This is a genomic window from Promicromonospora sp. MS192, from assembly GCF_049532985.1.
Taxonomy (GTDB): Bacteria; Actinomycetota; Actinomycetes; order Actinomycetales; family Cellulomonadaceae; genus Promicromonospora.
The window spans coordinates 1912623-1925214 of sequence record NZ_CP186693.1; the positions used below are offsets into that span (position 1 = coordinate 1912623).

Sequence of the window (12592 nt, forward strand, 5' to 3'; positions counted from 1 at the left end):
TCAGGCTGCCTCGACCCGCCTGCGCAGTGCGGCCGCGGCGGCCCGCGGGTCGGCGGCCTGCGTGATCGCGCGGACGACGACGATGCGCCGGGCCCCGGCCTCCAGCACCTGGTCCAGGCGCTCGGTGTCGATCCCGCCGATCGCGAACCACGGCGTGGCCGGGGCCCGGCCGGCCACCTCCCGCAGCAGGTCCAGGCCCACGGCGGGGCGGCCCGGCTTGGTCGGCGTGGCCCACAGCGGACCGATGCAGAAGTAGTCGACCCGCGGGTCGGCCTCTGCCGCCAGCGCCTCGTCGAGGGCGTGCGTGGACCGGCCCAGCACCGGGTCATCACCCAGCAGGGTGCGCACCGCGTCCGGCGGCAGGTCACCCTGGCCCATGTGCACCACCGGCGCGCGGGTCAGCCGGGCGACGTCGGCCCGGTCGTTGACCGCCCACAGGGCGCCGTGCTCGGTCGCCACGCGCGCGACGAGCGCCTGCAGCTCGATCTCGCGCGCGACGTCCAGCGACTTGTCCCGCAGCTGCACCACGTCGACCCCGCCCTCCAGCGCCGCGTGCAGGAACGGTTCCAGGTCTCCCGTGCCCTCGCGGGCGTCGGTGCACAGGTACAGGCGGGCGTCGGCCAGGCGGGCGCGCGGGTCGGTGCGGTGGTCCACGGCGCGAGTGTAGGCCCGCCCCGCGCGGGGGTTAGGGTGGTCGCGTGCACGGGAGCCCCGCACGGGGCTGAGAGGGCGCAGGGCGCCGACCGTCGAACCTGATCTGGGTCATGCCAGCGAAGGGAGCAGCATCATGAGCAGTCGCGCGTGCGACGTCCTCGTGGTCGGCGCGGGCATCGTCGGGCTGACCGCGGCCTGGCGGGCGCTGGACGCCGGGGCCCGCGTGGTCGTCCTGGACCCCGCGCCCGGCGACGGTGCCACCCACGCCGCCGCGGGCATGCTCGCGCCCGTCATGGAGGCCGGCTTCGGCGAGGAGGGGCAGGCCCGGCTGGGCACCGCGGCGCTCGCCCTGTGGCCCGCGTACGCCGCGGCGGTCGAGCACGCGGCCGGCCTGCCGCCCGGCGCCGTCGGCCTGGACACGACGTCGGGCACCCTCGCCCTCGCCTACGACGCCGACGACGTGGTGGCCCTGCGCCGCCTGCTCGCCCTGCACCGCCAGTGGGGCCTCGGCTCGGCCGAGCTGCCACCCGCCGCGGCGCGCGAGCGTGAACCGGGGACGGGGCCCCGGGTGGCGGGCGCGGCCTGGGTGCCGGGGGACCACAGCGCGGACCCGCGGGCCCTGCACGCGGCGCTCGCGGGCGTGGTCGCGGCCCGCGGCACGGTCGTGCGCCGTGCGGCGGCGGCCCTCACCTGGGCGGACGGCGCCGTGACCGGAGCGGTCGACGCCGCGGGCACCACGTACGCGGCCGGCACCGTGGTCCTGGCTGCCGGGCACGCGAGCGGGACCCTGTACGCGGGCGCCCCGACGCGCCCCGTGCCGGGCACGACGCTGCGCCTGCTCGCGGACGCCGACCGGGCACCCCGGGTGGTCGTGCGCGGCGTGGTGCAGGGCCGCCCCGTGTACGCGGTACCCCGCCCCGTGCGGCCCGACGGCACGCGCGAGGTGGTCGTGGGCGCGACGTCCCACGAGCGCGCCGACGACCACCTGACCCGGGCCGGCGACGTCTTCGCCCTGCTGCGTGACGTCCGCGTGCTGCTGCCCGGCCTCGACGAGGCCGGGCTGCTGGAGGCGACCACCCGGTCGCGCCCCGGCAGCCCCGACAACGCGCCGCTGCTGGGCCGGGCCGCCCCCGGCCTCCACCTGGCCACCGGCCACCACCGCAACGGCATCCTGCTGGCCCCGCTCACGGCGGCCGCGCTCGACCACGCGCTGGGTGCGGCCCCGTCCGCCTGGGCGGACGAGGAGGCGGCCGGGGCCGCGGTGGCCGCCGCCGCCCGGTACGCCGACCCGCTCCGGTTCGGCCCGGCAGGCGGCACCCCGGCGGTCCGCACCCCTGTGTCCAGCACCATCGAAGGAGGCACCGCATGACCAGCCACCCCGACCAGACGAGCCACCCCGGCCGCACGGGTTCGCCCGGCACCGCCCTCGTCAACGGCGACCCGTACCCGCTGCCCGCCCCGCTGCCCGTCACCGACCTCGTGGCGCGCCTGCTGCCCGGCGTCGTGGTGGACGGCGCCCCGCAGGGCGTGGCGGTCGCGCTGGACGACGTCGTCGTGCCGCGCGGCGCATGGGACACCACGACCGTCCGCCCGGGCGACCGGGTCGAGGTCGTCACCGCGGTGCAGGGAGGCTGACGATGACGGAGCCGACGGAACCGGTCGTGCCGGACGCGCCCCTGACCATCGCGGGCACGGAGCTGTCCTCGCGCCTGGTCATGGGCACCGGGGGAGCGGCGAGCCTGCTCGCGCTGGAGGACGCGCTCGTGGCGTCCGGCACGGAGCTGACCACCGTGGCGATGCGCCGGGTGTCGCGGCCGCGTGCCGCGGACGACCCGGCGCGCGCCGGTGACCCCTCGGTGTGGGGGCTGCTCGCGCGGCTCGGCATCCGCGCGCTGCCCAACACGGCAGGCTGCTTCTCCGTGCACGAGGCGGTGCTCACCGCCCGGCTCGCCCGGGAGGCGTGCGCGACCGACTGGGTCAAGCTGGAGGTCATCGCCGACGACGTGACGCTGCTGCCCGACCCCATCGGCCTCGTGGAGGCCGCGCGGACCCTGGTCGACGAGGGGTTCACCGTGCTGCCGTACACGAGCGACGACCCGGTGGTGGCGCGCCGGCTGGAGGACGTGGGCTGCGCGGCGGTGATGCCCCTGGGCTCGCCGATCGGCTCGGGGCTCGGCATCGCCAACCCGCGCAACATCGAGGCGATCGCCGCGGCGGCGTCGGTCCCGGTGATCCTGGACGCGGGCATCGGCACGGCGTCCGACGCCGCGCTGGCCATGGAGCTCGGGTGCGACGGCGTGCTGCTGGCCACGGCCGTGACGCGCGCCGCCGACCCGGTGCGCATGGCCCGCGCGATGCGCCTGGCCGTCGAGGCCGGGTACGACGCCGCCCGCGCGGGCCGGCCGCCGCGCCGCGAGCGGGCGCTGGCCTCGTCGCCCGTGGACGGGCTGGTCGCCGTCGGCGGCAACCTGGACCTCGCGCTGTGACCGCGCTGCCGCCGCTGGTCGGGCCGGGCCGCGACCTGGGGCCGGACGAGCTGGCCCGGTACGCGCGGCACCTGGTGCTGCCCGGCGTGGGACCCGAGGGCCAGCGCCGCCTGGCGAACGCGCGCGTGCTCGTGGTGGGCGCGGGCGGGCTGGGCAGTCCCGTGCTGCTGTACCTCGCCGCCGCCGGCGTGGGCACGCTGGGCGTCGTGGACGACGACGTGGTCGAGGTGTCCAACCTGCAGCGGCAGGTGGTGCACGGGGTCTCGGACCTCGGTCGGCCCAAGACGGCGTCGGCGCGGGAGGCGGTCGCCGAGGTCAACCCGCACGTCGAGGTCGTGGAGCACCCCGAGCGGCTGACGACGGCGAACGCGCTGGAGGTGCTGTCCGGGTACGACCTGGTGCTCGACGGGACCGACGCCTTCGCGACCCGCTACCTGGTCTCGGACGCGGCCGAGGTGCTCGGCATCCCGTGCGTCTGGGGCGCGATCCACCGGTTCACGGGGCAGGTCGCCACGTTCTGGGGCGCGCCCCCGGCCGGCGTGGAGGGCGTGACCTACCGGGACGTCTTCCCCGTGCCTCCGCCGCCGGGGGCGTCGCCGGACTGCGCGACGGCCGGGGTGCTCGGCGCGATGTGCGGCACCGTGGGCTCGGTCATGGCCACGGAGGCGATCAAGCTCGTCACCGGGGCGGGGGACACCCTGCTCGGGCGCCTGGCGGTGTACGACGCGCTGGCCCTGACCTGGCGGCAGCTCACGGTGCGGCGCGACCCGGCCCGGGAGCCGGTCACGGCACTCCTGGGCGCCGCGGACGGAGCCGACCCGTACGCCGTGTTCTGCGGGCTGCCGGCGGCGGACGGCCCCGACGGCACGGACGGCCCCGGCACCGTCTCGGTACGGGAGCTCGCCGCCCTGCGCGACGGCGGCGGGGAGCCCCTGGTGCTGGACGTGCGCGAGCCGTGGGAGGTGGAGCTCACGGCCTGGCCCGGCGCCCGTGTGGTCCCGTCGGGGGCGTTCACCGGCCCGGGGGCCGGCACGGCGGTGGGCGAGGTCGCGGCGTGGGCGGCGGGCCGCCCGGTGCACGTGCTGTGCCAGGCCGGGGTCCGGTCGGCGCGCGTGGCGCGGCGGCTGGCCGAGGCGGGGGTCGGGGCCCGGTCGGTGGCCGGCGGGATCGCGGCCTGGGTGGCCGCAGGGCACGGCTGACGGGCACGGCTGACGGGGCCCGGGAGTGACGGGCGCCACCTTCCTGGTGGCGCCCATGGGTTGACGGGAACCCGCCAGCGATTAGGTTAGGTCAGGCAAACCTAAGTTCTGGTTCTTCCCTTCCCGCGATCCCTCCGAAGGAGACTTTCGCATGCCCTCACGCCTGCCCGCGGCGACCCAGCCGGTGACGACGAAGCACGACACGACCGCGCTGGTGCGCGGGGCCACGGCGAGCGCCTACGCGGACACCGTCCACGAGGTCGCCCGCGACGTGGCCGCCCGGCTCGCGTCCGTCACGCAGCCGTTCTCCGGCGCCAGCCGCGCCGAGCTGCGGGACCTGGTGGCCGCCGTGGACCTGGACGGTCCGCCGTCGGGCACGAGCGAGGCGCTGCGGGAGGCCGCGGACCTGTACGCGACGCACGCGATCTGGTTCCACGCGCCCACCTACGCGGCGCACCTGAACTGCCCGGTCGCGCTGCCCGCGGTGGGGGCGGAGACGATGCTGGCCGCGATCAACACCTCCGTGGACACCTACGACCAGTCCACGGTGGCCACCCTGATGGAGCGGCGGCTCGTGGAGTGGACCGCGGGCCGCATCGGCTTCCCGGTGGACGGCGGCGAGGGGCCGGGCGCCGACGGCGTCTTCACCTCCGGCGGCACCCAGTCCAACTTCCAGGCCCTGTTCCTGGCCCGGGAGAAGGCGCGGCGGACCGGTGTGCGCCTGGAGTCCATGCGGATCCTGGCCACCGAGGTCAGCCACTTCAGCATCGCCAAGTCCGCGCTCCTGCTCGGCCTGCCCGACGACGCCGTGGTCGCCGTGGGCACGGACGCCGACGGCCGCATGAGCGCCGACGCCCTGGCCCGGACGCTGGTGGACGTCGAACGCACCGGCGACGTCGTGATCGCCGTCGTCGCGACCGCCGGCACCACCGACCGCGGCTGCATCGACCCCCTGGGCCCGGTCGCCGACCTGTGCGACGCCGTGGGCACCTGGCTGCACGTCGACGCCGCCTACGGCTGCGGGCTGCTGGTCAGCCCCACGCGCCGCCACCTGCTGGCCGGCATCGAGCGGGCCCGCAGCGTCACCGTCGACTTCCACAAGTCGTTCTTCCAGCCGGTGTCCTCCAGCGCGCTGATCGTGCGCGAGCGGGCCGACCTGGCGCCCGTGGCCTGGCACGCGGACTACCTCAACCCGGAGGAGAACGCCGAGCCCAACCAGGTCGACAAGTCCCTGCAGACCACGCGCCGGTTCGACGCCCTCAAGCTCTGGGTCACGCTGCGCGCCCTCGGCCCCGACGGCGTGGGCGCGATGGTCGACGCCGTGTGCGACCTGGCCGCCGCCGTGCACCAGGACCTCGCCGGGGACCACGACTTCCGGCTGGTCGGCACCACCGACCTGTCCACGGTGCTGTTCCGCTACCAGCCCGACGGCCTCGACCCCGCGCGGGCCGACGCCCTGGTGCCCCAGGTGCGGCGCGTCCTGTTCGACTCCGGCCGCGCCCTGGTGGCCAAGACCGTGATCGACGGCCGCCCGTGCCTCAAGCTCACGCTCCTGAACCCGGACGCCACGCTCGCCGACATCCGCGGCGTGCTGGAGCTGGTCCGGTCCGCCGCCCACGGGCTGCTCGCCGGGGAGGCGCTCGCGGACACCGACGAGCCGCCGTGCCGCGACGTGCACCCCCGCCTGGAGCGCGCCGAGGGGGAGGACCGATGAGCACCGCCCTGCCCGTGCGGGACCTGCCCGTGCACGACCTCGTCTGCGTCGGGATCGGGCCCTTCGGCCTCGGCCTGGCGGCCCTGGCCGACCCGCTGGACGACGTGGACGCGGTGTTCCTGGACCAGGCCGACGGCTTCTCGTGGCACCCCGGGATGCTCATCGAGGGCACCACGCTGCAGGTCCCGTTCCTGGCCGACCTGGTGACGATGGCCGACCCCACCTCGCGGTACTCGTTCCTGGCGTGGCTCAAGGCGACGGGGCGGCTGTACCCGTTCTACATCCGCGAGTCGTTCTACCCGCTGCGTGCCGAGTACGACGAGTACTGCCGCTGGGTGGCCGCGCAGCTCCCGGCGCTGCGGTGGGGGCGGCGCGTGACCGGCGTGGTGCGCGTGCCGGCGCCGGACGGCGGGTACCTGTTCGAGGTCACGGCCGAGACGCCGGACGGCGCCGAGAAATACTGTGCCAAGCACCTCGTGCTCGGCACCGGCACCCAGCCGCGCCTGCCCGCGGTCCTGGGTGACCTCGGGGCGCACGCCGGTCCCGTCGTGCACACCGCCGACTACCTGCCGCACCGGGAGGCGCTCGCCGCGTCCGGGTCCGTCACCGTGGTGGGCAGCGGGCAGTCCGCCGCCGAGGTGTACCGCGACCTCCTGGACGGCTGCGGCACCGGCCCGGGGGAGTACCGCCTGGACTGGGTGACCCGCTCGCCGCGGTTCTTCCCCATGGAGTACACCAAGCTCACCCTGGAGATGACCTCGCCGGAGTACACCGACCACTACGCCGCCCTGCCCGCCGCGCTGCGCGACCAGCTCGGCCGCGAGCAGCGCAACCTCTACAAGGGGATCAGCGGCGACCTCGTCGACGACATCTACGACACCCTGTACCGCCGGTCCGCGCTCGGCCGCGAGGTGCCGACCACGCTCCTGACCGACACCGAGGTGGTCGCGGCGCGGTTCGACCCCGACGGCGCGGGCGGGGCCGGCGAGTACGTGCTCACCCTGCGCCACGGCCAGCTCGGCACCACCGCCGAGCACCGCACGCGCGCCGTCGTCGCCGCCACGGGCTACGCCGCCCAGGTGCCGCGCTTCCTGGCGCCCGGCCTGGTCGACGTCGACGACCGGGGCCGCTACGTCGTGGCCCGCGACTACACCGTGGACGGCGACCGGCGCATCCACGTCATGAACGGCGAGGAGCACACGCACGGCGTCACCGCGCCGGACCTCGGCTTCGGGCCCTGGCGCAGCTCGGTGATCCTCGCTACCGTCACGGGCCGCGAGCCCTACCCGATCGAGCGCCGGATCGCCTTCCAGCAGTTCGGCCTGCCCACCTCCCGCACCCGGACGGAGGTCGCCCCGTGACCGCACCGACCACCCTGCAGGTCTTCCGCACCACCACCCGCCTGGGTGAGGTCACCCTCGAACCCGTGGTCCCCGCGCGGGACGCCGAGCTGGTCCAGGGCTGGCTCGCGCACCCGTCCGCGGCCTACTGGCAGATGAGCACCCTGAGCGTCGACGAGGTGCGCGAGTACCTCGCCGCCGTCCAGGGCGGCCCGCACGAGGACGCCTGGCTCGGCCGTCTCGACGGGGAGCCCGTGTTCCTCACCGAGACGTACGACCCCGCGCACGTGCTGCTCACCGGCGTGCACGACGCGCTGCCCGGCGACCTGGGCATGCACCTGCTCGTGGCCCCGCCCGAGGCCCCGCGGCACGGCCTGACCGACGCCGTCATGACCGCCGTCATGCGGTTCTGCCTGTCCGACGGCGGACCGCACGACGCCGGGCGGGGCGCGACGCGCGTCGTCGTCGAGCCGGACGTCGGCAACCGCAAGATCGCCGCCAAGAACGCCGCCGCCGGGTTCCGGGTGCTGCGCGAGGTGGACCTCGGCCGCGGCGCGCACGCCAAGCGGGCCGCCCTCAGCGTCGCCACCCGCGCCGACTTCGCGGCCTCCGCCCTGGGCGAGGGCCCGGTGCTCGCGTCGCACCTCACCCCCGGCCACATGGAGCACGCCCACCGTCACCTGGCCGCCAAGGCGCTCGCGGAGCTCGCCCACGAGCGCCTCTTCGAGCCGGAGCTCGACGCACCCGCCGGCCCCGGCGCGCCCGCCCGCTATCGCCTCGCCCTCGACGGCGTCACCTACCGGTTCACCGCCCGCCGCCACGCCCTGGAGCACTGGGTGATCGACCCGGCGTCCGTGCGCCGCACCGGCGCCGCGGGGCTGCGCGGCGAGGTCGACCTGCCCGTGGACGCGCTGGAGCTGGTCGCCGAGCTCCAGCCGCTGCTCCAGGTGCCGGACGCCCTCCTGGCGACCTACCTCGAAGAGCTCTCCTCCACCCTGGCCAGCGCCGCCGCCAAGCGCGAGCGCGAGCTCGACGGCGCCACGCCCTCGGTGCGCGGCCTGCTGGACGCGATGCGGACGGCGTCCGGTACCCAGGACGTCGCCGAGGCGTTCCAGCAGGTCGAGGCCGCCATGTCCGAGGGGCACCCGAGCTTCGTGGCCAACAACGGCCGCATCGGCTTCTCCCTGGACGACTACCGCACCTACGCCCCCGAACGCGGGCAGCGCGTGCGCATGCTGTGGCTCGCGGCCCGCCGCGAGCACACCCACCTGGCCCTGGCCGCCGACCGCACCGAGGCCGGCCACTACGGCGCCGAGCTGTCCGACGCCGAGCGCACCGCCTTCGCCGAGCGCGTGGCCGCCCGCGGCCACGACCCGGCCGACTACCTCTACCTGCCCGTGCACCCCTGGCAGTGGGACCACCGCGTCGCGATCACGTTCGCCGCCGACGTCGCCCGCGGCGACCTCGTGCCGCTCGGCCCCGGGTCGGACGAGTACCAGCCGCAGCAGTCGATCCGCACCATGTTCAACCGCACCCGCCCCGAGCGGCACTACGTCAAGGTGGCGCTCGCCATCCAGAACATGGGGTTCCTGCGCGGCCTGTCGCCCGCCTACATGCGCGTCACCCCGGCGATCAACGACTGGGTGGCCGACCTGGTCGCGGGTGACGAGACCCTGCGCGCGAGCGGGTTCGGCGTGCTGCGCGAGGTCGCCTCCGCCGGGTACACCGGCGACGTCTACCACCGCACCCCCCAGCCCAACCCGCACCGCAAGATGCTCGCGGCCCTGTGGCGCGAGTCGCCCGTGCCCCGCCTGGCACCCGGCGAACGGCTGGTCACCATGGCGAGCCTGCTGCACCGCGACGCCGGCGGCACCGCGTTCGCCACCACCCTGGCCCGCGAGTCGGGCCTGCCGCCCGAGCAGTGGCTGCAGGCCTACCTCGACGCCTACCTGTACCCGCTGGTGCACTGCCTGCTGGCCCACGAGCTCGCGTTCATGCCGCACGGGGAGAACCTCATCCTCGTGCTGCGCGACGGCGTCGTGGTGCGTGCCCTCATGAAGGACATCGGGGAGGAGGTGGCCATGCTCGGGCACCGGCCCCTGCCCGAGCAGGTCGAGCGCATCCGGGCCGTCGTCGACGACGAGGAGAAGGCGCTCGCGATCTTCACCGACGTGTTCGACGGCGTGCTGCGGCACCTGGCGGGCATCCTCGCGGGCGACGGCGTGCTCGGCGAGGACCGGTTCTGGGCGCTGGTGGCCGCCACGATCGACCGGCACGCCGCCGAGCACCCGGACCTGCGCACCGGCATCGACCTGCGGGCCGCGCGGTTCGCCCACTCCTGCCTCAACCGCCTCCAGCTGCGCAACACGCTGCAGATGGTGGACCTCGCCAACCAGTCGGAGTCGCTGATCTACGCCGGGAACATCGACAACCCCGTGCGCAGGACCGGTGCATGACTCCGAGCAGATCCCCCAGAGATGATGGAAGACGTGGACTTCGACCTGTTTCGTGACGACCTCGGCATCCCCCACGTGCGGGCCGCCTCCGAGACCGCGCTGGCCTACGGCCAGGGCTGGGTGACCGCCCAGGACCGCGGCCTGCAGATCGAGGCGGACCGGATGCGCGCCGAGGAACGGTACGCCGAGCTCGCGGGCGCCGCGGGTGCGGCGTGGGACCGCTTCGCCGCGCGGGAGCGGCTGGCCGACACCGCTCGCGCGATCCACGACGCCGCGGCGCCGGCCGACCGGGCGTGGCTGGCCGCCTACGCCGACGGCGTGAGCGCCGGCCTGCTCGCCGGCGGCCGGGACGTCCCCGAGCTGGCGGGCGTGCCCCACCGGCCGTGGGAGCCGTGGACGCCGATCGGCGTCTTCCTGGCCACCCACGTGCTGTTCAACGGGTTCCCCGCCATCCTGTGGCGGGCCCACGTGGCCCGGCACCTGCACGTGCCCGGCGTGCCCCTGGAACGCGTGCTGGGCCTGTTCGCCGCCGACGCCGGGTCCGGCTCCAACGCCTGGGCCGTGCACGGTGCGTTCACGGCCTCCGGCAGCCCCCTGGTGGCCGGCGACCCTCACCGCACCCTGGAGCTGCCCGGCCCGTACCAGCAGGTCCGGCTGGTGTGCACCGACCCCGCCGCCCCGTACGACGTGCTGGGGTTCGCTTTCCCTGGCGTCCCCGGCGTGCCGCACTTCGCGCATGCCGCCTGGGGGCCGGACTCTGCGGCAGGCGCTGCGGCAGGTTCCGTGGCGGGCTCCGTGGCGTGGGGCATCACCAATGCCGCCGCCCACCACGTCGAGGTCGTGTCCGACGGCGCGGACAGCGCCGACCCCGGCGCCTGGCGCCTGAGCTGGCCGGCCCGCGAGCTGTCCGACGTCGGTGTCGCGGTCTGGCGCGGCCTGCTGCACGCCCGCACGGCCCGCGACGTGGCCGACGCCTTCGCCGGGTGGGTCGACCCGGTCAACCGGGTGCTCACCGCCGACAGCACGGGCGAGGTGCTGAGCCTGACCGCGGGCCGGGTGCCCGCCGCGACCGACCGCGCCCTGCCCGCGCCCAAGCCCGCCGACGGCTACGTGACGCTCCCCGCCCCGACCCGGGTGACCCAGGTCGCCGTGGACGCGAACGAGCGGCCCGTCACCCAGGCACCCGCCGAGCTGGACGGCCGGCCCGGGTACGGACCGCGCGACGTGCGCCCGGACCGCGAGGCGCACGACCTCGGCTGGTCCTACGTGCCCCACCGGGCCGAGCGCATCCGCCAGATCCTCGCCGCCGCCGACCGGCCGGAGTCGCCCGGCACGCAGGCCCGCGTGCACGGCGACACCCGCGACCTCGGCGCGGCAGCCCTCGTCGCGCACCTGGCGGGCGACGCGTCCGCCACCGCCGTCCGCCTGCGCGCCTGGGTGGCCGAGGGCGCCCACGTGGAGGCGGGCTCGGCCGACGCCGCCCTCTACATGCGCTGGCGCGACGCGCTCACCCACCGGATCGCCCGGCACCCCGTCCTGGCCCCCCTGCACGCACCGCACGGGCAGGACCCGGCACTGGAACCGCTGCTCGGTGCGGTGTTCGACGTGCCGACGGCGGTCGGCGCGGGGCTCGCCCACCTGCTGGCGGCCGACTGGCTCGTCGTCGACGGGCCGGACGGGCAGCCGCTGCGGATCGACCCGGCGGCCGAGGCGAGCGCGGCGCTCGCGGAGGCGGCGGACCAGGCGTCCGGGACGTGGGGCGACGTGCACGTGCCGGCGCCCGTGGCCCCGGTGCCCGGCGTCGCGGGCGCGTACACCGCCGCCGTGCGCCCGGCGCCGGTCTCGGGCAACAACGAGACCGTCCGCTGCACCGGCGGCTCGCCCGGCATGGCCCCCACGGCCTACCGCGGCTCGGTCGCGCGCTACGTCTGGGACCTCGCCGACCGGGCGGGCAGCCGCTGGGGCGTGCCGTACGGCGCCGCCGGGCGGCCGGGCACGGCGCACTTCGACGATCAGCACGCCACCTGGGCGGCCGCGGGCACGGTGCCCGTCGTCACCGACTTCGACCGCCTGTACGCCGTGGACACGACAGGCCGGCTGCTGAACGGCGCGCGCGGTGCGCAGGTGTGGCGGCGCGACGTCGGCCCGCACGGCGTGGTCACCGCGCACATGCTGGACCCGGAGGCCGACGCCGACGTGCTGCACCGCTGGTTCACGCAGCCGCGGGCCGCGTTCTGGGGGATGGGGGAGCACACGCGCGACGAGGTGGCCGCCACCTACGCGTTCGTCGAGTCCCTGCCCACGCACCACGCCTACCTCGTGCGGTGGGACGGCGAGCCCGTGGCCCTGGTGCAGGCCTACCACCCCGAGCACGACCCCGTGGCCGCCGCGTACGAGGTCGCCCCCGGCGACCTCGGCCTGCACTTCTTCCTGGGCGGCCGGGGCCCGGTCGCCCGGCACGGTGCGGTGCAGGACCCGTGGGTGGTCCTGGGCCCGGCGCTGCGCGACTTCCTGTTCGCCGGGGCGGGGACCCGGCGACTGGTGGGCGAGCCCGACGCGCGCAACGAGAAGGCCCTGCGCCGCATGGCGGCGCTGGGGTTCACGGCGGGCGAGGAGGTCTTCTTCGAGTCGGCGCAGGGCCCCAAGACGGCGCGCATGGCCTACCTGACGCGGGAGGAGGCCGGCCGGGGCGCGCCGTGACGCAGGTCACAGAATGTTAGGTGCTTACCGAAACTAACAACTT

At 76.3% G+C, this 12592-nt stretch carries 9 protein-coding genes and 1 riboswitch; of the genes, 8 read left to right on the forward strand and 1 reads right to left on the reverse strand.

Translation table 11 applies throughout. From position 1 onward, the window contains the following. Positions 1–654 (reverse strand): thiamine phosphate synthase, encoded by a 654-nt coding sequence (gene thiE / locus ACO229_RS08595; protein WP_423464566.1) that lies wholly within the window; start codon positions 652–654, stop codon positions 1–3. 38 nt (positions 655–692) lie between these two features. Beyond that, positions 693–796, forward strand: a riboswitch (TPP riboswitch). On the opposite strand from thiE, the gene ACO229_RS08600 reads away from it, so the two are divergent. The 8 genes from ACO229_RS08600 to ACO229_RS08635 all read left to right on the forward strand — a co-directional run bounded on the left by ACO229_RS08600 (position 788) and on the right by ACO229_RS08635 (position 12549). Next, positions 788–2023, forward strand: a complete 1236-nt coding sequence (locus tag ACO229_RS08600) for an FAD-dependent oxidoreductase (protein ID WP_423464567.1) — start codon at positions 788–790, stop codon at positions 2021–2023. (Overlaps the previous riboswitch by 9 nt.) Further along, complete coding sequence (gene thiS, locus ACO229_RS08605; protein ID WP_397417722.1) at positions 2020–2289, forward strand: sulfur carrier protein ThiS; 270 nt, start codon at positions 2020–2022, stop codon at positions 2287–2289. Before ACO229_RS08600 ends, thiS begins: the two co-directional genes overlap by 4 nt. A 2-nt stretch (positions 2290–2291) precedes the next feature. Beyond that, entirely contained in the window at positions 2292–3140 is an 849-nt protein-coding gene (locus ACO229_RS08610; RefSeq protein WP_397433747.1) for a thiazole synthase, read from the forward strand. Next, a complete protein-coding gene (locus tag ACO229_RS08615; RefSeq protein ID WP_423464569.1) occupies positions 3137–4339 on the forward strand; it encodes a ThiF family adenylyltransferase in 1203 nt (400 codons plus the stop codon). Before ACO229_RS08610 ends, ACO229_RS08615 begins: the two co-directional genes overlap by 4 nt. Positions 4340–4490: 151 nt before the next feature. Further along, positions 4491–6053: a pyridoxal phosphate-dependent decarboxylase family protein gene (locus ACO229_RS08620; protein WP_397433745.1), complete on the forward strand. Its 1563-nt coding sequence runs from the start codon at positions 4491–4493 to the stop codon at positions 6051–6053. Further along, positions 6050–7414 (forward strand): lysine N(6)-hydroxylase/L-ornithine N(5)-oxygenase family protein, encoded by a 1365-nt coding sequence (locus ACO229_RS08625; RefSeq protein WP_423464571.1) that lies wholly within the window; start codon positions 6050–6052, stop codon positions 7412–7414. The genes ACO229_RS08620 and ACO229_RS08625 overlap by 4 nt, the downstream gene beginning before the upstream one ends. Further along, positions 7411–9849, forward strand: a complete 2439-nt coding sequence (locus ACO229_RS08630; RefSeq protein WP_423464572.1) for a GNAT family N-acetyltransferase — start codon at positions 7411–7413, stop codon at positions 9847–9849. The genes ACO229_RS08625 and ACO229_RS08630 overlap by 4 nt, the downstream gene beginning before the upstream one ends. A 33-nt stretch (positions 9850–9882) precedes the next feature. After that, complete coding sequence (locus tag ACO229_RS08635) at positions 9883–12549, forward strand: GNAT family N-acetyltransferase (RefSeq protein ID WP_423464573.1); 2667 nt, start codon at positions 9883–9885, stop codon at positions 12547–12549. Positions 12550–12592 lie beyond the last annotated feature (43 nt).